22 protein-coding genes and 1 tRNA gene are annotated in these 21,353 nt (G+C 53.6%); 10 read left to right on the top strand and 13 right to left on the bottom strand.

The features are described 5' to 3' along the window. Positions 1-9: 9 nt before the first annotated feature. The 8 genes from TPRIMZ1_RS0115480 to TPRIMZ1_RS0115445 all read right to left on the bottom strand — a co-directional run bounded on the left by TPRIMZ1_RS0115480 (position 10) and on the right by TPRIMZ1_RS0115445 (position 7,513). Positions 10-1,641 (bottom strand): hypothetical protein, encoded by a 1,632-nt coding sequence (locus TPRIMZ1_RS0115480; protein WP_010262284.1) that lies wholly within the window; start codon positions 1,639-1,641, stop codon positions 10-12. Beyond that, positions 1,641-3,533, bottom strand: a complete 1,893-nt coding sequence (ftsH, locus tag TPRIMZ1_RS0115475; protein WP_010262281.1) for an ATP-dependent zinc metalloprotease FtsH — start codon at positions 3,531-3,533, stop codon at positions 1,641-1,643. The genes TPRIMZ1_RS0115480 and ftsH overlap by 1 nt, the downstream gene beginning before the upstream one ends. An 11-nt stretch (positions 3,534-3,544) precedes the next feature. Further along, the gene (tilS, locus tag TPRIMZ1_RS19310) at positions 3,545-4,921 is read right to left on the bottom strand and encodes a tRNA lysidine(34) synthetase TilS (protein WP_051004334.1); all 1,377 of its coding nucleotides are present in this window, start codon (positions 4,919-4,921) and stop codon (positions 3,545-3,547) included. Positions 4,922-4,927: 6 nt separating this feature from the next. Then, positions 4,928-5,572 carry a 50S ribosomal protein L25 gene (locus TPRIMZ1_RS0115465; protein WP_010262276.1) on the bottom strand — a complete coding sequence of 215 codons (645 nt, stop codon included), beginning with the start codon at positions 5,570-5,572 and terminating at the stop codon, positions 4,928-4,930. Positions 5,573-5,663: 91 nt separating this feature from the next. Next, positions 5,664-5,735: transfer RNA gene (locus TPRIMZ1_RS0115460), tRNA-Gln, on the bottom strand. A 7-nt stretch (positions 5,736-5,742) separates the two neighbouring features. Further along, positions 5,743-6,024, bottom strand: a complete 282-nt coding sequence (spoVG, locus tag TPRIMZ1_RS0115455; protein ID WP_010262273.1) for a septation regulator SpoVG — start codon at positions 6,022-6,024, stop codon at positions 5,743-5,745. A gap of 41 nt (positions 6,025-6,065) precedes the next feature. Continuing rightward, positions 6,066-7,028 carry a 4-(cytidine 5'-diphospho)-2-C-methyl-D-erythritol kinase gene (ispE, locus tag TPRIMZ1_RS0115450; protein ID WP_010262266.1) on the bottom strand — a complete coding sequence of 321 codons (963 nt, stop codon included), beginning with the start codon at positions 7,026-7,028 and terminating at the stop codon, positions 6,066-6,068. A 221-nt stretch (positions 7,029-7,249) separates the two neighbouring features. Then, positions 7,250-7,513: a hypothetical protein gene (locus TPRIMZ1_RS0115445; RefSeq protein WP_010262263.1), complete on the bottom strand. Its 264-nt coding sequence runs from the start codon at positions 7,511-7,513 to the stop codon at positions 7,250-7,252. Between the two features lie 63 nt (positions 7,514-7,576). Between TPRIMZ1_RS0115445 and aspS the strand changes: the two genes are divergently transcribed. From aspS to TPRIMZ1_RS0115415, 6 genes are all read left to right on the top strand, one after another. After that, complete coding sequence (gene aspS / locus TPRIMZ1_RS0115440; RefSeq protein ID WP_010262260.1) at positions 7,577-9,421, top strand: aspartate--tRNA ligase; 1,845 nt, start codon at positions 7,577-7,579, stop codon at positions 9,419-9,421. Between the two features lie 8 nt (positions 9,422-9,429). Beyond that, positions 9,430-9,975: a chromate transporter gene (locus TPRIMZ1_RS0115435; protein ID WP_010262257.1), complete on the top strand. Its 546-nt coding sequence runs from the start codon at positions 9,430-9,432 to the stop codon at positions 9,973-9,975. Further along, the gene (locus tag TPRIMZ1_RS0115430) at positions 9,972-10,523 is read left to right on the top strand and encodes a chromate transporter (RefSeq protein ID WP_010262254.1); all 552 of its coding nucleotides are present in this window, start codon (positions 9,972-9,974) and stop codon (positions 10,521-10,523) included. The genes TPRIMZ1_RS0115435 and TPRIMZ1_RS0115430 overlap by 4 nt, the downstream gene beginning before the upstream one ends. A 30-nt stretch (positions 10,524-10,553) precedes the next feature. Continuing rightward, positions 10,554-11,540 (top strand): flotillin-like protein FloA, encoded by a 987-nt coding sequence (floA, locus tag TPRIMZ1_RS0115425; RefSeq protein WP_010262252.1) that lies wholly within the window; start codon positions 10,554-10,556, stop codon positions 11,538-11,540. Positions 11,541-11,543: 3 nt separating this feature from the next. Next, entirely contained in the window at positions 11,544-12,245 is a 702-nt protein-coding gene (locus tag TPRIMZ1_RS0115420) for a hypothetical protein (protein ID WP_010262249.1), read from the top strand. Between the two features lie 79 nt (positions 12,246-12,324). Beyond that, on the top strand, positions 12,325-12,681 hold the full coding sequence (locus tag TPRIMZ1_RS0115415) for a hypothetical protein (protein WP_010262245.1): 357 nt from the start codon (positions 12,325-12,327) through the stop codon (positions 12,679-12,681). A gap of 416 nt (positions 12,682-13,097) precedes the next feature. Here the strand turns inward: TPRIMZ1_RS0115415 and TPRIMZ1_RS0115410 are convergent, their stop codons facing one another. Together TPRIMZ1_RS0115410 and relB are read right to left on the bottom strand one after the other, a co-directional pair. Further along, a complete protein-coding gene (locus TPRIMZ1_RS0115410) occupies positions 13,098-13,418 on the bottom strand; it encodes a type II toxin-antitoxin system RelE family toxin (protein ID WP_010262241.1) in 321 nt (106 codons plus the stop codon). After that, a complete protein-coding gene (gene relB, locus TPRIMZ1_RS0115405) occupies positions 13,411-13,659 on the bottom strand; it encodes a DUF6290 family protein (RefSeq protein ID WP_010262238.1) in 249 nt (82 codons plus the stop codon). The genes TPRIMZ1_RS0115410 and relB overlap by 8 nt, the downstream gene beginning before the upstream one ends. Positions 13,660-13,700: 41 nt before the next feature. Here relB and arfB point away from each other — a divergent pair, with 41 nt between their 5' ends. Further along, on the top strand, positions 13,701-14,183 hold the full coding sequence (gene arfB / locus TPRIMZ1_RS0115400; protein WP_232616849.1) for an alternative ribosome rescue aminoacyl-tRNA hydrolase ArfB: 483 nt from the start codon (positions 13,701-13,703) through the stop codon (positions 14,181-14,183). Positions 14,184-14,311: 128 nt separating this feature from the next. Here the strand turns inward: arfB and TPRIMZ1_RS19305 are convergent, their stop codons facing one another. Genes TPRIMZ1_RS19305 through TPRIMZ1_RS0115385 form a run of 3 tightly spaced genes read right to left on the bottom strand, consistent with a single transcriptional unit; the run spans position 14,312 to position 15,949 of the window. Beyond that, positions 14,312-15,346, bottom strand: coding sequence for an aldo/keto reductase (locus tag TPRIMZ1_RS19305; protein ID WP_010262232.1), 1,035 nt, complete (start codon positions 15,344-15,346; stop codon positions 14,312-14,314). A gap of 19 nt (positions 15,347-15,365) precedes the next feature. Further along, a complete protein-coding gene (locus TPRIMZ1_RS0115390; RefSeq protein ID WP_010262230.1) occupies positions 15,366-15,761 on the bottom strand; it encodes a PIN domain-containing protein in 396 nt (131 codons plus the stop codon). After that, positions 15,758-15,949 carry a type II toxin-antitoxin system VapB family antitoxin gene (locus tag TPRIMZ1_RS0115385; protein ID WP_026043753.1) on the bottom strand — a complete coding sequence of 64 codons (192 nt, stop codon included), beginning with the start codon at positions 15,947-15,949 and terminating at the stop codon, positions 15,758-15,760. The genes TPRIMZ1_RS0115390 and TPRIMZ1_RS0115385 overlap by 4 nt, the downstream gene beginning before the upstream one ends. A 131-nt stretch (positions 15,950-16,080) precedes the next feature. On the opposite strand from TPRIMZ1_RS0115385, the gene TPRIMZ1_RS0115380 reads away from it, so the two are divergent. From TPRIMZ1_RS0115380 to TPRIMZ1_RS0115370, 3 genes are read left to right on the top strand one after another with little or no spacing between them, the layout of a single operon-like run. Then, positions 16,081-17,424 (top strand): hypothetical protein, encoded by a 1,344-nt coding sequence (locus TPRIMZ1_RS0115380; protein WP_010262227.1) that lies wholly within the window; start codon positions 16,081-16,083, stop codon positions 17,422-17,424. A gap of 12 nt (positions 17,425-17,436) precedes the next feature. Next, on the top strand, positions 17,437-18,105 hold the full coding sequence (locus tag TPRIMZ1_RS0115375) for an HAD family hydrolase (RefSeq protein WP_010262225.1): 669 nt from the start codon (positions 17,437-17,439) through the stop codon (positions 18,103-18,105). 6 nt (positions 18,106-18,111) lie between these two features. Continuing rightward, complete coding sequence (locus tag TPRIMZ1_RS0115370; RefSeq protein ID WP_010262223.1) at positions 18,112-21,120, top strand: SpiroCoCo family coiled-coil protein; 3,009 nt, start codon at positions 18,112-18,114, stop codon at positions 21,118-21,120. Positions 21,121-21,353: the final 233 nt, after the last annotated feature.

The raw sequence follows: 21,353 nt of genomic DNA, 5'->3' as shown, positions 1-21,353 counted from the left end.
TCATTCGTATCAATTCCTTACGCCGGTTTCAGAATATTCCCTGATACCGTCCTTATCCATATCCCAGGATCGGATAACCAGATCCCCTGCATAGGTTTCCCCGTATTCATAGACACCATCACCGTCCCAGTCGCTTTCGGACGAAGCCCAGGCCTCCAAGTCGCGGTTGTAACGCCGGATCGTTTCCAGCCTGCCATCCAGGTCCATGTCGATCCGCTGGATCTTGGGCTGTCCCAGGAGATATTCCGTCTCACTTACGAGCCGGTCCCGCAGATACTCCCGGCTTAGTCGGGGAATTCCCGCTTGCATCTCTATCCGTTCAATGCTTCCGGGGATCTCAGTGCCGGGCTGTTCTATGGTGAGGGCAAAGGAAACCAGGGTACGCCGGGATATACGGGGAATAAACTCCCGCTCCGGGTAGAGCAGGGCGCTTCCCAGGAAATCCCGAAATTGCAGGGGCTTGAATAAAAATTCCCCCGGCCGGGGAATATATTTGACTTCCCCCAATTCTGCTGAAAGTACTGCGGGGTATTGTTCCCACTCCAAAAACACCCTGGACCGGTCCTTGCCGGAATCATCGGCGGCCAGTTCAGCCCGGGCGGGAAGGCCGATATTGAAAAAAACATCCAGTTCCGGCAGCAGATCCTGGTCCGCATCGTAGGAATAGCTCAGGAGGCTTCCGTTCCGGTACGCGGTCCGGCATTCGATGTAGCCGTCCCGGTCAATGTCTTCGGTAATAAACCCCGAAAAGGCAGAAAGGTTACGGGCGAAATCCCGTCGGTCTTCGCCGCTGCGGAGCAGGCCCCAGACTGTTTCTAGTAAGTCCTTATCCAGTAACGAGTTATGGAATAGTTCCACCAGAGCCTGGGTTTCATCAACAATTCCCAGGTTCAGCGCCGGGGGAAGAGCCCCAAGATCAGTCCCCCCGGAAGCCCGGTAGGTGGACACGAGCCTGCGGGCTTCTTCGGTATCCCGGATAAAGGGAACTGCTAAGAAAGCCAGTTCAGGGTCTTCGTCCAAGAGGAGGGGCAGCCGCCGCAGGCAGATCGAGATAAGCTCCCGTTCTCCGGCGCCGGGTATCCTATTAGCGGCATATTTAAAAAGGATCCGTACCGGCATGGCGGAACGGGGATACCGGTCCAGGGCTTCTTTGATGGTTTGGATAAACCCCCGGCTGTCATTTAACCCCTGGTAGGCCAGGGCGCGGAGGCTTATTTCCCGGCTGCTATCCCCGGCCAGCTGGAGCACATCCAGGGCCTCCTCAAAGGAGCGGATGGCGACGAAAGTTTCCGCTTCCAAAAGCCGGGCTTCGGCGGCGGAATAGGAATTCCACCGGTTAAAAGCAAATGCGCTGTAAAGGGCTTCTAAAACCGCTCGCCGGGGCCGGCGCTCATGGTTTCGAACAAAGGCTAAAAGGTAGGAAAGATCCGAGGAAACTTCGGCGTAATCCGCCGCCCGTTCCAGAGCTTCTTCGGCAGCACCCCAGCGGCCATCGTCAATGGCAGCCTGTGCCCACTGGACGTATCGTTCCGCCGCAGCGGCGTCCCCCGTTGCAAGTTGGGCATCCTCCCAGTCCTGGGCCGATAGTGCGGTAAGAGCAGCCGCCAAAAGCCAGACAGGGAAGAGCAAACTGCGGGACATCAGGCCTCTGCAAGACCGGCGTTCAATGAACCGGAATCATCCCGGGGGGGAAGTCCGAGGATTGAACGCACCTCATCGTCGATGAGGGTTTCCTGGGTAATAAGCGCTTCGGCCAGCTTTTCCAACTCCGCCTTACGGGTATGCAGGATGGATTCGGCCAGATTTTTTGCGCTATCCAGGATTTTCTTCACCGCGCTGTCGATTAGCCGGGCCGTGTCCTCGGAGTATTCCTTGTGACGGGCTATTTCCTTGCCGATAAAGATGGGCTCGTCCTCCTGACCATAGGTTACGGGGCCCATTTCATCCGCCATACCCCATTCACAGACCATGCGCCGGGCCATTTCCGTGGCCTGCTGCAGATCCTGCTTGGTCCCGGTGGTGGTTTCATCGTAGAAGAGCTTCTCCGCCACCCAGCCGCCGTAGCAAATTACAATCCGGTCTTCGATCCAACCCTTGGTACGGCTATAACTGTCCTCCAGCGGAAGGGACATGGCCATTCCCAGGGCCCTGCCGTGGGGAACTATGGTTACCTTATGGAGGGGATCGGCGTTTTTGAGAAAGTAATGGAGCAGGGCGTGGCCGGCTTCGTGGAAGGCGGTCATCCGCCGTTCCTTTTCGGAGATTACCAGGGTCTTCCGGGCTACCCCCATGAGTACCTTGTCCCGGGCTTCCTCGAAGTCGGGCATCTCCACGGTGGGCTTATCCTGTCGGGCGGCATAGAGGGCCGCTTCGTTGACCAGGTTGGCGATCTCCGCGCCGCTCATCCCCGGGGTTGCCCGGGCTATGCGGCTCAGATCCACCTCTTTTGACAGGGGTATCTTATCCGAGTGAATTTTAAGGATAGCTTCCCGCTCCTTGATATCCGGCATGGCCACCATCACCTGCCGGTCAAAGCGGCCGGGCCGGAGCAGCGCCGGGTCAAGAACGTCCGGTCTGTTGGTGGCCGCTAAAATGATAACCCCGTCCTTGGAATCGAAACCGTCCATTTCAACCAGAAGCTGGTTCAGGGTCTGTTCCCGTTCGTCGTGGCCTCCGCCATAACCGGCGCCCCGGGTACGTCCCACGGCGTCCAGTTCGTCGATAAAAATAATACAGGGGGCGCTTTTCCGGCCCTGATCAAAAAGATCCCGAACCCGGCTGGCGCCGACGCCTACAAACATTTCGACAAAATCGGAGCCCGACATATGGAAGTAGGCCACCCCGGCTTCCCCGGCAACCGCCTTGGCCATCAGGGTCTTACCGGTTCCGGGCATACCCACCAGGAGCACCCCTTTGGGTATTCTAGCTCCCATCTTGGTGAATTTCTGCGGGTCCTTCAGAAAGGAAACCACTTCCTGCAATTCGTACTTGGCATCTATCTGGCCCGCCACATCGGCAAAGGTGGTTTTTTTCCCCTCATCCTGGTAGCGCTTGGCCCGGCTCTTCCCGAACTGGAAAGCCTTGTTCCCCGTACCCTGCATATTCCGCATCATGAACCAGATAAAACCGAAACCGATAATCCAGGGGAGAAATTCCAGGAATATCCGCAGGGGGCTAACCTTGCTTGCCCCGCCGGATACATTGATACCCCGTTCCCGCAGGGTGGGCAGCAACGAAGGATCCTGGTAGGGGATGAGGGTCTTGAACTGCCGCAAGTTCCCGCTTGATTCCCTGATAGTTCCTTCTATTACGTTGGTATCCAGGATCTTTACGGCGCTTATCTCATTCCGTTCCAGGTAATTGGTAAAGGCGGAGTAGGAAATCTCCTGTACCGCTGTGGTATCGGTTCTAAAGAAATAGGCGATAAAAACACCAACGATGATGAGGAAAAAAAATAGGGCGAAACGATTAGGCCGGCCGGCTTGAACCGGCGGACGCGGCGGCGGCATCTTGTTGTTTTTATCATCGAACATCGATATCCCCTTTAGTGTTGTATGGAAAAGAACAGGTGTTTTTCCCGGACCTCTTCTTCCCTGGCTAGAACAATCTCAAAACCATCCTGCCCCCGGCCGATAAACGCAGCAGGTCCCCGGGTATCTTCGGCAGTGATAAGGCCGAAAGCGGCGCTTCCAACGCAGTTTCCCGCGGAAACGCCGGCGGCCCGAACACTCTCCGCTCCCCGGCGTTTTCGGCCTCCCCGGACTATGTAATCCTCAGGATAATTTTGCCGTAACGCCAATGGAAGGGTCGCAAAAAAACCCGACTGTGCGGGGAACTTCGCTGCAAGCTGCGCGGGAGACCCCGTGTTTTCCCCGGAAAAAGCCCGAATGGTAAGCCCCTTTAGCTTATATATTCCCGGCTCTTTAATCAACAGTGAAAACCCGGTTTCTCCGGTCCGGGGCAAACCCAGGCTAAGCTTTTCCGCATCCTTTTTAAGTATGGCGAATCCCAGATCCAGGGTATCGAAGGCCCCCTGGGCAAAAAGCCGGAGGTTCCTCCGCCTGGGCGGTTTTACCCGGCCTTTTTCCGCCATCCGGTCTAAGGCTGCAAAGAGGGCTTCCTCCCGAAGTATGGGAGGCTGGGAAAAAAAGCTGTTTGATGAAACAGACAAGCCCCGTCCTTCATCTCTCCAGGGTATCCTGGCCGTAGCTTCGGCCTCAAGAAAATCCGCAGCCATGCGCTGGGTTTCCGCCAGATCCTGCAGGGTCTTCCTCCACCCGGGGAAAAATTCGTCCAGACAGGGGATCAGTGTATGCCGGATACGGTTACGCAGGTACTTTGGGTCAGTATTGGTGGAATCGGTTCTGTAGGGGATGCCCCGTTCTTCAAGGTAGGCGAGGATTTCGGCGCGGCTGCGGTCCAGAAGGGGCCTGATTACGATACCCCGGGAACGCGGCATGGCCGCCAGACCCGCCGGACCGGAACCCCGGAGTATGCGCATCAACCCAGTCTCCAGAAGATCCTCCCGGGTATGGGCCACCAGGACCTTTGCCGCCCCTACCCGCCGGGCTTCGGCATTCCAGGCGGCATGCCGGTACAACCGGGCTGCCGCTTCCACACCTATACCCCGCTTCTTAGCGGTTCTTTCTATCTTCCCCGGGGCAATGGAAACCACGGAACAGGGGATGCCAAACTCTGCGCAGAGGGCCTCCACCGCAGCAGCGTCCCCCCGGCTTTCGGGAGCGGGCCGGATACCATGCTCCACATGGAGACAACGGAATTCAAACCGGCCCAGGGCAGCCAAGGCGGCAAGCATGGCGGTAGAATCCGCCCCTCCGGAAACTGCGGCGAGAAACACCGTAGTTTCCGGCCAGCTTCCCAAACCCGCAGCCGCCGAAGCTTCAAAGGCACGTCTGTCCAATATCGATTAAGCCTTGGCTTCCTTAGCAGGTTCCTTGGCATCCTTAACTTCCGCAGTTTCTGCAGCGGCCACTTCTGTTTCAGCGGCGACTTCAACTTCCGCTTTGGCGAATTTCACCAGGGCAACTACCTGATCGGCGTTGGAAATAAGCCGTACCCCATCGCCCAGTTTAAGGTCCCGAACGTGGATGGACTGGTTAACCTTAAGTTCCGCAATATCCACATCGATCCGTTCCGGAAGATCCTTGGGCAGACATTCCACTTCAATCTCGTGGAGGGGCGATTCCAGAATGCCCCCTTCCCGGACTCCGACCGGATTCCCGTGAACGTGGACCGAAACTTTGGCCCGCAGGGAAATCCCGGCTTCGACTTCGTAGAAATCGACGTGCAGGATCTTGCCGTCGGTGATATTCCGTTGGGTATCCTTTACAAAGGCCTGATGGGTCTGTCCATCGACATTGATGGTAACGATGGTACTTTCGGAAATTCCCTTGGCGCTATTGACAAATTCCAGAGCATCCAGGTCTATGGACAGGGCCTTACCGGTACGCCCGTACACTACCGCCGGAATACGGCCTGCCTGCCTGATCCGGCGGGCTCCCCCGGACCCCGCCTCTGTCCGATTTTTGGCTGCGAAAACAACTTGACTCATATGAACTCCTATTATTCTTTATTACACTGAGATAAATTTTTTCCTGGACGACAGGAGTCGCCTCCTGCTGGTTCCACAAATAAATTTTTTCCTGGGACGACAGGAGTCGAACCTGTGCATGCCGGAGCCAAAACCCGGTGGCTTACCACTTGCCTACGTCCCAATGATACTTATATTTCTACAGTAGGATCGTCCTGAACATTACCAAAATCGTACCGGTCCAGGATCTTTTTCTGTAGTTCCGCCCGAAATTCCGGATGGATAGGATGGGCAACATCCTTGTACTCTCCAACCCTGGTTTTCCGGCTCGGCATAGCAATAAACACGCCGCTCTTACCCTCGATGATCTTTACATTGTGAACAACGAAACAGTCATCAAACGTAACCGTTACATAAGCCTTTAGTTTTCCCTCACCGGCTACCTTGCGGACCCTGATATCGGTAATCTCCATGGCGCTTCTCCTTTTTGGTCCAGGTTCATTACGACTATATCCTATATTAATACCCTATTAGGTAAACGCGCAAGAGGAAAGGTCAAAAGTGTGAAAACTCCGGACCCTGACACGGACTTATCTGTTCGAAATGACTTTACTGCTTTTTCCGCCGTTCCTCCTTGAGTAAATATTCCAAAACAGGTCGATCCCGACCCGGTAAGGCCACAAAAATCCGCACCCTGATTCTGAAAGCCCCCCAAAATTGCTCTGTAAGCATCCTTAGCCGGGGAACTATCCGGGCAGTCCTCTGCCAGAAAGAGTTCCAGGAAATCATTCTCATAAGGCCAGCGGGAAGGGGGGCCCTTCAAGGCATCGACCAGGCTTTGCTCAGAAAATTCAGCCTGCCCCTGGAGCTTTTCTCCAAATATCGCTGCCCTATGGGCATCTAAAAGCCTAAAGGCCTTCGCGGTATTGCTGGGAAACCCAGGGTTCACCAGTACCACCTCAAATTCCGGCGGCCCCGCAATGGGCCGTATATGTTCCCCCCGGCCGGTCACATAGGCCGCTCCGCCCTGCAGAAAGAAGGGAACATCGCTGCCCAGTTCCGCCGCCGCCTGCAGGAGCCCGGTTCTGTCGAAGGGAGTCCCTGCTAACTCGTTCAGGGCCAGCAAGGTTGAAGCGCCGTCCGAGGATCCGCCCCCCAAACCGGCGCCCAGGGGGATACGCTTTTCCAAGCGTATCCGCAAAGACTGGTCGAACCCGCTCCTTACCCTAAATAAGTCCAGGGCCTTAAGGACGATATTATCCTCCCGGGGAATTTCCTCATCCAATCGCGGGCGTTTATCCTCCACAAGGAATTCATCGGCCCCGCCGGCGTCTCCAAGCTCAAAATGGAGGGTATCGCCAAAAGCCAGCGCCAGAAAAATGCTCTCCAGCTCATGGAACCCATCGGAACGCCGGCCTTTTACCCGTAGGTGCAGGTTTATCTTACAGGGAGCTTCAATGCTCAGGGCGGTCCGCATAGGGTAGGGGTAGTGTAGTTAAAAAGCGGAGTTTTGTAAAGGGAACGTGTTGCCTTATCGGCAAAGACGGCCGGGGGGAGGGGTATCCCCGGCGCTTACACGCAGGTAGAGTCTGCTTGCGGAGCCCCTTCGGGTCTCCTCCAGCAGGGAATTCCCTATGTGTTCGGCCAGGGATGCCCCTCCCCCCGGCCGCCTTTGTCAGGTAGCCACCGCGCCCAAACTTAGTTAAGCGCCCCCGGCTCCATGGCAATACGCCCAAACTTAGTTAAGCGCCCCCGGCTCCCAAACAATGCGTCCAAATACAGGCCCATCGTACAGGCGCCGGTGGGGTGGGGAAGCCACAGCGCGGGATATTCTGGAATTCTCCGTCGGAGGAGACCCGCTTGCGGGGCTCCGTAGGCGGGTTCAACAGGCATCCCGCGATGGGGCTTCACCACCCCACCGGCGTTTTTCCGATTCGCCCGGCCCCCGTGCTGCCTTCCCATGTTATGGATAGCCCCGCCCTTGTCACGTCTTCTCCCCCTAGCTATAGTCAATCTATGGAAATAATGAAGCGTACAACAAACTGTGGCGCCCTGCGGAAGGCCGATACGGGGAAAACGGTTGTTTTAAACGGTTGGGTACACCGGAAACGGGATCACGGGGGCATTTCTTTTATCAACCTCCGGGACCGCTACGGCATAAGCCAGGTGGTGGTCGATTCGGACGCCCCTGCGGAATTAAGCGCCCTGGCCGCGGAGCTGCGGAATGAGTTCTGCATTGCCGTGGAGGGTATTGTCCGTTCCCGGCCCGATACGATGATAAACCCCGACATGCCCACCGGTGAGATCGAAGTGGTTGCCAAGAAGCTGCTCATCCTGAATCGGTCCGAGGTGCTCCCCTTCCAGGTTGACGAGGAATCGGAGGCCAAGGAGGAACTGCGCCTGAGCTACCGCTACCTGGATCTCCGGTCTGCGGGGATGCAGCGGCGGATAAAACTGCGAAACGATGTGGCCTTTGCGGTTCGGGAATGGATGATCGGCCAGGGCTTCTACGAGATCGAGACCCCCACCTTCATCAAATCAACCCCCGAGGGCGCCCGGGATTACCTGGTTCCTTCCCGTTTATACCCGGGCAAATTCTACGCACTGCCCCAATCGCCCCAGCTCTACAAGCAGATACTCATGGTTGGGGGCTTCGACAAGTACTTCCAGATTGCCCGGTGTTACCGTGACGAGGACGCCCGGGGGGATCGCCAGCCCGAATTTACCCAGATTGATATCGAAATGTCCTTCGTCAGCCGGGATGACATCCTCGCCATGACCGAAGGGCTTATGGGCCATGTGTTCAAAAAAACCCTGGACCGGGAACTCCCCCCCCATTTCACGCGTCTCAGCTATGAGGATGCCCTGGAACGCTACGGATCCGACAAGCCGGACCTCCGCTTCGCTATGACGATGCAGGACTTTGGCCCCTATGTTGCCGATGGCGGTTTCCAGGCCTTTAAGGATGCCCTGTCCACGGGCGATGCCGATAAGGCCGCCGCAGCCGCCAAGGGGGTAAGCCTCGCAGGCGGCGGAGTGAAGGTGCTGGTCGTTCCCGGCAAGGCCGATTACTCACGGAAACAGATCGAAGAGCTGGAAGCCCAGGCGAAGATCTACAAGGCTAAGGGATTGGCCTGGATGAAGGTCACCGGAACGGAGGCCGCTGCTACCCTGGAGGGCGGGGTAGCCAAGTTTTTTGGGGAGAGCGCGCAGAAGATCTGTGCCGGCCTTGGGGCGAAACCCGGGGACCTCCTGCTCCTGGTTGCCGATTCCCAGCGGAAGATCGCCAATATCGCCCTGGGAGCGGTTCGTTCCAAACTTGGTCGGGATTTAGGGCTTACCGGTCCCGGGCCTGACGGGAAACCGCGTTTTGAATTTGCCTGGATAGTGGATTTTCCCCTCTTTGAATTCAACGAGGAGGAAAACCGGTGGGAAGCCGCTCACCATATGTTTTCCTGGCCCCAGGATCGGTACCATGCTACCCTGGAACAGGACCCCGGTTCGGTTAAGGGGGACCTCTACGATCTGGTCCTTAACGGCTACGAACTTGCTTCGGGTTCCATTCGTATCCACGATCCGGAACTGCAAAAGCGGATCTTCAGCATTGTAGGTTTTGATCCCGCCGAGGCGGAACAGAAATTCGGTTTTCTTACCCAAGCCTTCAAGTACGGCGCCCCGCCCCACGGCGGTATAGCCCCCGGGCTGGACCGACTGGTGATGCTCATGGCCGGGGAGACCTCCATCAAGGAGGTTATCGCCTTCCCGAAAAATTCCTTTGCGGTAAGCCCCATGGATAATTGCCCCAGCGAGGTTGATCAGAAACAGCTTGATGAACTGCACCTGTCGGTGGTACAGCCGAAGAAAGAGTAATATGCGGCATGAAAGAGTATTTTGATCTGCTCGTAACCTTTCTCAAACTTGGGGTGCTCACCTTCGGCGGGGGGTATGCCATGATCCCCGTGGTGGAACGGGAGCTCATAAAAAAGAAAGGCTGGACCACCATGGACGAGGTGATGAATTATTACACCATCGCCCAGGTGACTCCCGGCATCATCGCAGTGAATCTTTCTACCTTCATCGGGTATAAGCAAAAAGGTCCCCTGGGGGGCGTTCTTGCCACTATCGGTTTTGTGCTTCCCGGCGTTGTCTTTATCAGCAGTATTGCTATCTGCCTGAGCAACTTCGCGGATCTTCCCGTGGTGCAGCACGCCTTTACGGGCATACGGGTTGCGGTTGGGGCGCTGATCCTGGACACGGTGATCAAGATGGTAAAAGGGGTATTCAAAAACTGGAAGTCCCTGGTGATATATATCATCGCCTTTGTCCTTTCCTTCGTTTGGAGCGTCTCCCCGGTACTGCTGGTGATTGCCGCCGGGCTGTTAGGATTGTTGGTGTTCCGGCCAAAAACGGGAGAGGGCAAGTGAAATTACTTTTCCTCTTTGTGCAGTTTTTTAAGATAGGCCTTTTTTCAATTGGCGGGGGATACGCGACCCTGCCCTTTCTCTACGAAATGGCGGACAAGTACGATTGGCTCAGCGTGGAAAATATTGGGGATATGCTGGCGGTGGCCCAGTCCCTGCCGGGGGCTATCGGAGTAAACCTTTCGGCTTATACGGGGTTTCAGTACGCCGGCATACCCGGGGGCCTGATTGCGTCGATTGGGCTCATAAGCCCTTCTGTTATCATTATCATCATTGTTGCCCGGATCCTCAACACTTTTAAGGAAAGCAAGGTTGTGGACTCCCTGTTTTCCGGCTTCCGTCCCGCCGGAGCGGGGCTCCTCTCCGCCGCCGCATTGGGGGCCCTTGCCATCTCCCTGTATAACCCCGCCGCCGAAGTCTGGACCGCAATGTTCCGTTGGAGGGAATGTATTCTTTTTGCGGCGATATTCCTGCTTATTAAACTTCTGAAGAAACATCCCGTCGTTTATATCGCCGCTGCCGGTGTTGTTGGTATAGTCCTGGGTCTCTAAATGTAGTATTATAGAAGAAAGGAGTTACCTATGCCCTATCTTATTCTTTTGGTTATCGTCGGTTTATTCGCCCTTGGGTTCCTGTTTTTGTTTTTCCGCTTCTTCGGGCTTTGGTTCCGGTCTCTCCTTTCCGGGGCCTATGTGGGGCTGGGGAAGCTCGTCGGCATGTGGCTGCGGCACGTAAACGCCGGGATCATTGTGGATTCCCGGATCATGCTTACCAAGGCGGGGATAGAGGTGGATTCGGATATGCTGGAGACCCACTTCCTTGCCCGTGGGGATGTTATTAAAGTAAGCCGCGCCCTGGTGGCGGCCAATAAAGCCAATATACCCCTGCCTTTCCAGCGGGCGGCTGCCATCGATCTGGCGGGCCGGGATGTGCTGGAAGCGGTACGGACCAGCGTTAACCCCAAGGTGATTGACTGTCCCGATACAAGCAAGGGGAAGCATACCATTGATGCGGTGGCCAAGGACGGCATACAGCTCCAGGTCAAAGCCCGGGTAACGGTCAGGGCGAACCTTGAACGTCTGGTCGGCGGCGCCACCGAGGAAACCATTATCGCCCGGGTAGGGGAGGGTATTGTTACCACCATCGGTTCCTCCGAATCCTACAAGACGGTGCTGGAAAACCCCGACACTATTTCTAAGCGGGTTCTGGACAAGGGGCTTGATGCGGGTACCGCCTTCGAGATCCTTTCCATAGATATTGCGGATATCGACGTTGGTGAAAACGTAGGGGCCAAGCTCCAGGCCGACCAGGCCGAAGCGGACAAGCGCCGTTTCCAGGCGGAGGCGGAAAAGCGCCGCGCCGCAGCCCAGGCCCGGGAGCAGGAAATGATCGCCCTGGTCCAGGAAAACCGCGCCAAGGTAGTCCTTGCGGAAGCGGAGATCCCCCTGGCCATTGCCGAAGCCTTTAAGCAGGGCCATCTGGGCGTCATGGACTATTACCGGCTCAAGAATGTCCAGGCCGATACGGATATGCGATCTTCCATAGGCTCCGCTTCCGGCGAGAAGTAGTGCGTGGAAAATTTTGAATCCTTCCTACCCATCCTTATTCTTATCGTTGTTGCCGGAACCCGGATAATAGCGATGGTTCGGCGCCGAGCCCGGAGCCGTGACCAAACCCCGGCGGGGCATCCTCCGGTTTCCACGTTCCGGACCGCTTCCCCGCAAAAAACCGACCGTGGTTTTCATCCCTGGGAAGATGAATACCGGGATCCCGCCAGCTCCGTTACCGTAGAAGGGGCGGAACAAAAAGTCCGGCAAGCGCCGCAGGCGGACAACGATAATGATGGCGAGGAGTTTTCCGCCTGGAGCTTATCGGTAGACGATGAGACCCCAAAACCCGCCCCGGCTGCATCGCCCAAGCCCGGGGAACTTTCAGCGAAACTTTCTGCGGCGCCTCCAGAGGCGCTTTCAGCGAAGCTTCCTATGGACACAAACGCTGCGTCGATATTTACATCCCTGTCGGTAACTTCCGCCGTATCGGTATCCGGAGAGATCCCGGCATGGCTTCAGTCTCCATCCCAGCCGGAGGCGGAACCAGCGGCATCTGACGTTACTGCCCCGACACCCAGCGCTCCCGAAGCCGTTACCGGTGGTAGCGGTACTTCCGGCGAGAGCCCCCGGAAAAGCGGCGCGCTAAGCCGCATCCGTTCCCTGCCGCCTTTGCAGCAGGGAATTGTTTGGGCGGAAATCCTGGGCGCCCCCAAGGGGTTATGAGCACAGCAGATCCCCTCAATATACAATGTACTTTACACCCGCCTTATTTTGGAGTATTTTTAATAGAGAAGGTTTGAGCATGAGTGCTTTTGATAAAAGATTTGCTTATTTAGCTGGTGTTCTGGAAGAGGATCAGGATAAAGAGTTGTTTGAGACAACGAAAAGTGTCCTTTCGGAGGTCTTTGAACATCTGAAATTTGATAAGACCCCGGACATCGGCGTTGATGATTCAGGGCGGGCCATAGCGGAATGGCATAATTACGATGATTACACCGTCATTTCAATTATTCCGTTTTCGGCGGATAAAATCCTGTTTGAGGGCCTCAAGAAAAATGCTACGGTCTTTACCATTTCAACGACACTTCAGAATTTAAAAGAAAACAACAACAACGAATTGCTTTTAGAGTTGACCCACAATCATGCGCTTAGCGCCTAGTGACCATTTTGTGCGGTACTGCAAACCCAGCCAGTGCGCCGAAGACGGGCGGGTACTGAATTTAGCCTTCCGACTACGGGTAGAGCAGGATGAAAGATCGCTATCAGGCGATCATTTTGAGTATTATGCTGAGAATCAATATGGTAATATCATTTCGGCATTGGCGAGGCGGTGTTTTGTTCCCTCCCTAAACGGAAAACTCGCTAAATTAAACTGCGGTTCTGTAATAAATGTTATACAATCACTGTGTTCCGGGGAGATCTATTTTGAGCGTGATGCGGCTGGTTCCCATACCGGCCTGTTCGGGCTTTATGGCGCTCATACAGCGGTTACAGAATTGTTGAGGAGAAGCATTATAGAACAGGTTTCTGTTTCTGACTTTAAGTAGAACGTCTGCAACCTACACCAAATAACCGTTATTGTCCCTGTTTTCGGATTTTCTTAGCCAGATCGTCTTTGTTTTGATATACCTCATTTCTATTTTCTATGCACAGTAACAAAATCCACTTTTCTTCTTTCCAATACCCAATAAGTCTGAAATTTTTAAAAGATTTATCCTTAAATTTCCATAGTCCTTTTAAGTTACCCCTTAGTTCTTCCCCTCCCGCAGCATAAAGTTCCGCATGGGTGCCCAAGGACTCAATCTTTTTAAGGTAATCCCGAATGGCACACTGAATCGGTTTTTCAAGTTTTGACAGGTTCTTTATGGCCCTCGGGGCCAAGGTGATTCTAAACATCCTTTAGGAATCCGTTTTCGATCATTTTATCCAGATCCTCGATGGAATATTCCTCTTTGCCTTCCGCAACCCATTCCTGTAATGCCGCTTCCCCAAGATAATAGGTCTCCAAATCTTCTAATTTCTCCTTTACCGCCTGTTTGATAAAGAACGATCGGGACCGTTTGGTCAGGGTGGCAATTTCATTGAGCTTCCGTCCTTCTTCCTCGGAAAACCGGACCGATACCATCACATCCGCCATGATTTTCTCCTTGTTATACAATGTAATACATTGTAGTTTCGATGTCAATTATTGTCGTACGTGCGCTGAGTCTGGCGTCACCCCCTCCTTTATGCTACCATCCCCCCATGGACCAGTTTCTCCTCCGCCAATCTATCCGCCTCGCTGCTCAGCCCAGCTTTTCCCGCTCCGGCGGTCCCGGCGGGCAGAACGTCAACAAGGTCAACACCAAGGTAACCCTGCATCTGCGGCTGGGGGATCTGGCGGGGCTGAGTGAGGCGGAGCTGTCCAGGGTCCGGCTTATCCTGGCCTCCCGGATTACCGGGGAAGACGAAATAGTTATCCTGTCCAGCGAGGAGCGGTCCCAGCGGACCAACCTGGAGCGGGGCCTTGCCCGGCTGGAAGCCCTGGTTTGCGCTGCGGCCCGGCTCCCCAAACACCGGCGGCCCACAAAGCCTACCCGGGCCAGTCGGGAACAACGGCTTCAGACCAAGCATCACCACGGGCAGAAAAAGCAGGACCGACAGCGGCCGGGACCGGAGTAGTCTATTGAAAAAAGCGCCGGGCAATAGAAAAAACTAAACGAAGGGGTAATGGTTCCATACGGCTTGCTACTTTTTTAAGTGTTTTGCGGATTGGCAGATGCTGCGGACAATGACTTTCGCATTTACCGTCATTCAATACAAAGCCTTGGGCTGTAGGGCTTTTTACTCAGCGTCGCCGTGCTGGTAAGATATTGCTGCATCCCAATTGTAAAATTTTGCGCAAAACTTGTATTATAGGCGGCAAAACAACCGGGAATATTTATCCCCTTTGGACAGGGCACACAATAATTGCATCCCGTGCAATTTATTTTATATGCCCTGTTGAATAGGGCAATCACTTCTGTATAAACCGTTAATTCCGCATCGGTTAAAGAACGGGCGCTCTCAGCAGAATGGATGTTTTCTTCCATTTGGGCAGTAGTATTCATACCGCTTAATACACAGGTTACTTCCGGCTGGTTCCACAGCCAGCGGAAACCCCATGCTGCCGCAGAAGAAGAGGGATCGGTTTTAGAAAACAAGCTGGCTGCTTCTTTTGGCAATCCCGTGGCAAGTTTCCCCCCAAGAAGGGGTTCCATAATTATAACCGGTATTCCCTTTGCGGCAGCTGCTTTTAATCCTGTTTTACCGGCCTGATAATTTTCATTAGAATAATTATATTGTATTTGACAAAAATCCCATGTATAGGCATCGAGTATTTTTAAAAATTCCCCGGCGATACCATGAAAAGAGAACCCCGTTTGCCGTATTTTTCCTGCCTGTTTCTTTTCAGCTATCCATTGTTCTATTCCCCATTCGCGAAATGTTTCCCATTGGGCAGCGTCGGTTATCATGTGCATTAAATAATAGTCTATATAATCAGTTTGAAGACGCTCAAGTTCTTTATTAAAGTATTTGTCAAAATCATCGGGGCCTTTGCATATAATTAACGGTAATTTTGTAGCGATAAAAACGGAGCTGCGTTTTTTGTGCTTCCCCAGGATAGTTCCCAATGTTTCTTCACTGTTTGGGTATATATAGGCGGTGTCAAAATAATTCACGCCGCCATCAATCGCCGATAAAATCATGCGTTCTGTTTCAGCCATATTCCGTGAAAACCGCATACATCCAAGTCCCAATATTGACAATTTATTCCCAGAAACTTTGTCTTCCCGATATTGCATTTTCATCCCCCCTTTCTTTTTATACCTTATCTTGTTCATATATTCTTAGAGGTATGTATTCCGCCATTTCTGAAAAATGTTTATCCTGTGCAATTATTTTCAGGTCATTTTGTATGCAATTTTGAGCGATCATTAAATCGGTTATTCCTATATTATTACATCCATGTTTATAATTCATTGTTTGAATTTCCTGCAATTCCTTCCAATTTATCTCCATTTTATATTTTGTTAAACTGTTCAATAATTCTTCCAAAATTTTTTCTTTTCTATGAATTATTGATGGTAGTAATTCTGTTAATATTAAATCATTGGTACAGGTAATGTTGCTGTATATTAAGTTTTTAATGTACCGGTATTTTTCATTCCCCCTAAAATATTCTATCCATGCCGATGAATCTATTAATATACTTTTCACCGTTTTCTCATTTCCTCAATATCTATTCCAAGATCAATTTTTCCAAAATAGTCTGCCAATTCTTTAACTTTCTCCCTTTGGATTAAATTTTCCAAAGCCGTTTTAATGACTTCCGTTTTAGTGGAAATATTGGTTCGTTCCATGGCCTCTCTGACCAATGTGTCAGGTAACTCCAATGTGGTTCTCATAAGTACCCTCTAATACATACAATATCACAGAATGATATGTACCATCAAGTGTTTTTAGGCATATTTAATTCTTTTTCATTAAATGGCTGTACTTCCATATTTATCTTTTTTTGCCGATACTAGAAGTGGAAATGAATATCCCCCGGTTTTCGCGCCTGATAATCGTTCTTCTCGCCTTCCTGGGTACTTTTGCCCCCCTATCGGCGTTGGATCAACCCATAGCGCGTATACCCGACGATTCGTCCCTGCGTATTTCCCTGAAGGATTCCTGGTTTACCGAGGTTCCGTCGGTGGTGCTGAACAAGCGGCGGCTGCTCCAAACCCTGTCCGGGGGCGGGCGGGTCGAAGTACGGGCCGAAGCGGCGGGGGATGAGTTTATGATCATCCTGGCCAGGGAGATGAACGGGTCCTTTCCCGGCTGGGCCCAGGGCTCCTGGATTCTGACCCGGCGGCGGGACGATGGCGCCGCAGTACGGATACGGGTTTTCCCCCAGAGCGATTTCAATACCTATGTCCAGTTCAGGCCCTTCTCGGAAGATAAGTGCGTGATGGACGTGGTGATCTACAATGCCTATGTGGTCAATTCCCTGCCGCTGCCTATCCCCCTGGAACGGCTTTTTGTGCTTCCCCTGGAGGAAGTGCTGGATCTGGCGAAGGACAAATTCCCCCGGCGATACTTTGAACCCCAGGTAGGTTCCTACCGGGATGTCCGGGAATTTATCAGCCGTATCCGGGAACGGCTTCCGGAACTGAGTTTCCGGGACGATGGCGCCCTGGACGAAAATGGCCGCTATGTGTTTATCGACGATCTGGCTGCCCAGGACGGGGAAGCGGGGCTTAACTGCTCCGGCTTTGCCAAATGGGTGGTGGATGGCATACTCAGGCCCCTTACGGGGGAGCGGCTGCCCATAGGCCCGCTCAAGGCGCCCTTTGGGGAGCGGGGTTCCGGATTTACCGCGCCCTACGAGGAACTGCGGGATCCCTTCTTCGGCCTGGACTGGACCCGGAACCTGGCGTCTATTGCGGGGAAGGTACTTCGGGCGCCCGCCTTTGGGGATTTGGCGGAGATTGAAGTCCGGGACGCCCCTTTTTCTGCGGTGATACGCCGGGAACGGCAGGGCCCCGTGGTCCGTCCCTTCCCGGGTTACCTGAATGATGCGGGCTTCGATATTGAAGGTATTCATCCCCTGCTCTATACCCTGGCCATTGATGAGCCGGGCCGGATCTACCTCGCCTCGGTGAATGCCGAAATGGGCGCCCCTGTTACGGCGGATAACCCCCGGGGGCTTCCCCGGATGCGTCAGTACTTCCATGTGGTGATCCTTATCCCCTATTTTAACGAGTACGGCAATTTCCGGGTGGCCATATTTGAAAGCGCCGAGGAAACCCAGTTTAATGCCTTTAAAACCCGGTATCCAAGTAACCATAGTGTCAATTTAGTGCGTATCCCCGTAGAAACCTCCTTTGATCCATAGTATAAATGTATTATGAGAGAGGATATTCGCGGGGTTGCCTTTGATTTGGACGGGACCTTCTATCCAAACTATCGCTTTTATATACGCCTTATCCCCTTTATTCTGAAGGAATGGCGGTACCTTCTGGCCTTTGGTAATGCCAGGACGATACTGCGTAAGACCCTTCGGGATGGAAACTTTTACGATCTCCAGGCCCATTATATGGCGGAAATTCTGAAAAAAGATGGTACGGTAATCAAGGATAAGACGGAAAAAATCATCTACCGTGGCTGGGAACCCCTGTTTAAGAAGGTAAAGCCCTATCCCCATGTCCGGGAAACCCTTGGCGCCCTCAAGGCCGCGGGGCTTAGCCTGGGGCTCCTTTCGGATTTCCCTGCGGAACTAAAGCTGGAATACCTTGGTCTGCATGAGCACTGGGATACGGTGATCTGTTCCGAACATACCAACCGCCTAAAACCGGACCCGGCGCCTTTTCTGGAGCTCTCCCGGCGTATGGCCCTGCCCCCGGAGCAGATACTCTACGTGGGGAACAGTGTTTCCTACGATATTGTCGGGTCTAAACAAGTGGGAATGAAGGCCGCGCTGATCAGTTCCCCCTTAAGAACGCACCGCCGAAATACGGGCAAGGCGGATTTTGTCTTTTCTGACTATCGCCAATTACGCGAATTTGTGTTAGGTTAAAAGCAAATGAGCTTTTTTTCGGTTGGAAATCTTTTAACCCTTGGCATCGTTGCCCTGGCCCTTATTCTCTTCCGCCAGCTCGACAAAAATAACCGTTCCCTGGATAAGCTGCGCAAATACGGGGAGCGGCTTAAGGAAGACCTGACGGATTTTGTGATACAGAAAGAAGCTGCTGTCCGGGATTACGGGGTAGCCCTGGATGTCCATCAGAAAGCCGCCAAGGAATTGATGAACCGGCTCCAGATAAGCGATGACGATTTAGCCGCCAAGACCGAGGCGGTGGCCAATCTTAATGAAAAAATAAAAACCTACGACGCAACCCTTGGGGAACTGGTCCGTATGACCGTGAGGGTACAGGAAAATCTGAACCGTATCCAGGATGAATCATCCTTTGTGGAGGGTGTGGGTAAGCGGGTGATCGAGGCTAAGGAAAAGCTCACCGCTATGGAAAAGGGCCTTACGGACCTGGAACTGCGTTTTGAACGGGAAAACGCCGATTCCCTGGAGCAGGCTTCGGCTTCCATGATTGGGGCGGTTAAATCTACCGTACTGGATCTTCAGGCCACAGCGGAAACCATAGAACGCCAGGTAGAGGATCACCGGGAAGCGATAAACAAGGTAGAGCAGGACCGGGCGGCAAATATTGCCCGGGATATGGCGGCCGTCGAAAAAACTCTGAAGGAAGCGGTGGAACAGGCGGGGCTCCGGGCGGATAAGATGGAAGAAGCCGCCCTGGTTAAGCTTCGGGAACAGGCCATGGAAAGGGTCCAGCGTTTTCAGACCGTGGTGGAAGAAAAGCTCCGGGTCTACCAGGAGAGCAGCAAAGCGTACCTCACGGACATACAGGGTGTGGCGAAAAATATCAAGGAAGAATGGAAGACCGATCATGCGGAAATAGCAAGGGAGCAGCGGGCATTTAAAGAAGACTGGAAGAATGATATCCAGGATATAGAAACCCAGCTTCGGACACTTAATGATATGGAAGTCGATTCCGCCGGGAAGGCCGCTGAATTAGAGGGCCGCTTAAAGGATCTGGATGGACGGACCACCGATGCTGTGGGTCAGATGCAGCAAAGGCTCTCCAAGACCATTGAAGAGGAAGGCCAGAAGGCCCTGGAAGCTGCGGATGCTAAACTTGATGAATACCGGACAGCCCAAGCCCGGGAGTTTGAGCGATTAGGATCCCTGTCGGATGATACGGCCAAGCTGGACGGGGAACTGCGTCGGTATATGCAGGAAACGGAAAACCGGGTACGCCAGGATTTCTCCCTTTTCGAACAGAATTTCGCCAATACCCGGAACGCAGCCTCTGCGGAATTTGCCGCTGATTTGGATGCCCTTAGGGGCGATGTTTCGGCGGTGGAGCGGGAATTGGCCCGGCTTAAGGAACAGGCCTACGAAACGGTATCGGATAAACTCAAGGTTTTTGAGGAAGATTTTTCTGCGGACCTGTTCCGCCGGCGGGAGGAATTTGATGCCCGGCTTGGCAGATGGAAGGATACCCTTGATACGGAACTGACGGCCCTGGCGGATGAATCCCGGGAGGAAAGGCGGAAGCTGGAGAGCGCCTTTAGTGATGACCTGAAGCGCCGTTTTGCCGACGAAGACGCCCGGCTTGTTTCTGAATTGGAACACCTTAAGGCCGAAGCCGGCGCCTTTGAAGAGGGGATACGGAACCAGATGGTCCAGGCGGATGAATCCCTGGATGCCCTGAAGGATCAGCTTGACCATAATCTGTCGGACGCCAGGGATACTGCGGAATCCGCCGTTAAAGCGGAGCTTGGCCGTTTCTCAATTTCCATGGCGGATACCCTTAAACAACAGCAGCGGGAGATTGATGGGGAGCTTAAGCAAATCTCTTCCCAGGTAGAATCCCGGAGCGGAGAGTTTGGCGAACTGCTGGATGAATCCCGGCGGCACATTGAAGAATGGCAGAATAAGTTTGGCAGCCAGATGCGGGAACTGGATACGTCGGTGGATGAATACCGCCGGAAGATCCGGGACCTGGGTTCCGTCATCGAGAATCTCCGGGAAGAAACCGCAGCCCAGCGTACCGAAGCCTTTGCCCACACGGACGAGCAGGCCAAGATACTGGATTCGGCTATCAAAGATGCGGATCGGCGTATCAAGGAATTCCTCGCCCAGACCAAGCTCTTTGATCAGGCGGAGGAACTGAAGTCAAGCCTGGAGCGAAAGATAGAAGATTTCCGGGGCGATCTGAACGGCCTGGATCAGCGCCGTGCCGAAGCTGCGGAGCTGGAAGCCAAATTTGTCAGGATCAAGCGGCTTGAGGAAGAGGTGGATGCCAAGATGGTCGCCTTCCAGTCGGAGAAGCGCCGCATTGAACTTATGGAAACCGACTTTAACCGGCTGCTCCAGACATCCCAGTCCGTAAAGGAAAAACTAACCGAAGTCAGTTCTTCCGATGATACCCTCCAGGCAGTGCAGGTCCAGATCCGCCGCCTGGAAGATTCCCTAACGGATGCGGAAGAGCGGTACCAGCGTATAGAGAAGAAGAACCAGACCCTGGAAGAGACCAATGCCGGTATAGATGATAATTTCAAGGCCCTCCAGGAAGCGGAGAAGGCGGTGCAGAAGGTTCATGGAGAAATGCAGCGTCTCCTGGATGAACAGGAAGAACTCCGTGGATCGGTAGAAAAACTTTCGGCGGAAAACGCCAAGGTTCGGGAAGCTTCGGAGAAGGTTTCTTCCCTGGATACGCTCCTCAGCTCCGTTGAACAGCGCATGGATAAACTACAAACCGTCCGGGAATCCCTTGCCAAGGCGGAGACCCGGTTTGAGGAAATCAACAAGAGTGTGCACGCCCAGTTCAAAGCCTTTACCAGCCTGCTCAAGGATGAACCGGGGAAGCTTAAAGGAGCGGCCCCCATCGGAACCCGGGAAACGGTAATAAAACTAAAACAGCAGGGCTGGGCGGTTGAAGAGATTGCGCGGACCGTAAAGCTGTCGGTGGGCGAGGTGGAGCTGATATTGGAGATGGGTTCTAAAATCTAGCTTCGCCCCCTATGGACCCAATTGGGTTACCGGGAACGCACTAAAACTAAGTATGGGGGCCTGCCAGCTGGAGAAAATATCAGGAACCCCCAAAGGGTCCCCCTGATATTTTCTCCACTGTCACCCCCGATAATGTAGTGTGAGTGCGTTCCCGAGCCGCTTAAGGGGTCCATAGGGGCCGGTGTTACATACTGAACCATCACCAATAGTGTTAGCGCTTGCTTGAGCTGTTT

The organism is Treponema primitia ZAS-1 (assembly GCF_000297095.1).
Taxonomy (GTDB): domain Bacteria; phylum Spirochaetota; class Spirochaetia; order Treponematales; family Breznakiellaceae; genus Termitinema; species Termitinema primitia_A.
This window is presented reverse-complemented; position numbering and strand designations above follow the sequence as displayed.

Coding starts and splice junctions, on each gene's coding strand:
- TPRIMZ1_RS0115445 (WP_010262263.1), bottom strand. CDS start 7,513: ATGGGAAGGCAGCACGGGGGCCGGGCGAATCGGAAAAACGCCGGTGGG.
- TPRIMZ1_RS0115415 (WP_010262245.1), top strand. CDS start 12,325: ATGAGTGCTTTTGATAAAAGATTTGCTTATTTAGCTGGTGTTCTGGAA.
- TPRIMZ1_RS0115385 (WP_026043753.1), bottom strand. CDS start 15,949: ATGAGAACCACATTGGAGTTACCTGACACATTGGTCAGAGAGGCCATG.
- spoVG (WP_010262273.1), bottom strand. CDS start 6,024: ATGGAGATTACCGATATCAGGGTCCGCAAGGTAGCCGGTGAGGGAAAA.
- TPRIMZ1_RS0115410 (WP_010262241.1), bottom strand. CDS start 13,418: ATGTTTAGAATCACCTTGGCCCCGAGGGCCATAAAGAACCTGTCAAAA.
- TPRIMZ1_RS19305 (WP_010262232.1), bottom strand. CDS start 15,346: ATGCAATATCGGGAAGACAAAGTTTCTGGGAATAAATTGTCAATATTG.
- floA (WP_010262252.1), top strand. CDS start 10,554: ATGCCCTATCTTATTCTTTTGGTTATCGTCGGTTTATTCGCCCTTGGG.
- TPRIMZ1_RS0115480 (WP_010262284.1), bottom strand. CDS start 1,641: ATGTCCCGCAGTTTGCTCTTCCCTGTCTGGCTTTTGGCGGCTGCTCTT.
- ftsH (WP_010262281.1), bottom strand. CDS start 3,533: ATGTTCGATGATAAAAACAACAAGATGCCGCCGCCGCGTCCGCCGGTT.
- arfB (WP_232616849.1), top strand. CDS start 13,701: ATGTCAATTATTGTCGTACGTGCGCTGAGTCTGGCGTCACCCCCTCCT.
- relB (WP_010262238.1), bottom strand. CDS start 13,659: ATGGCGGATGTGATGGTATCGGTCCGGTTTTCCGAGGAAGAAGGACGG.
- ispE (WP_010262266.1), bottom strand. CDS start 7,028: ATGCGGACCGCCCTGAGCATTGAAGCTCCCTGTAAGATAAACCTGCAC.
- TPRIMZ1_RS0115435 (WP_010262257.1), top strand. CDS start 9,430: ATGAAAGAGTATTTTGATCTGCTCGTAACCTTTCTCAAACTTGGGGTG.
- TPRIMZ1_RS0115370 (WP_010262223.1), top strand. CDS start 18,112: ATGAGCTTTTTTTCGGTTGGAAATCTTTTAACCCTTGGCATCGTTGCC.
- TPRIMZ1_RS0115465 (WP_010262276.1), bottom strand. CDS start 5,572: ATGAGTCAAGTTGTTTTCGCAGCCAAAAATCGGACAGAGGCGGGGTCC.
- TPRIMZ1_RS0115375 (WP_010262225.1), top strand. CDS start 17,437: ATGAGAGAGGATATTCGCGGGGTTGCCTTTGATTTGGACGGGACCTTC.
- TPRIMZ1_RS0115380 (WP_010262227.1), top strand. CDS start 16,081: ATGAATATCCCCCGGTTTTCGCGCCTGATAATCGTTCTTCTCGCCTTC.
- aspS (WP_010262260.1), top strand. CDS start 7,577: ATGAAGCGTACAACAAACTGTGGCGCCCTGCGGAAGGCCGATACGGGG.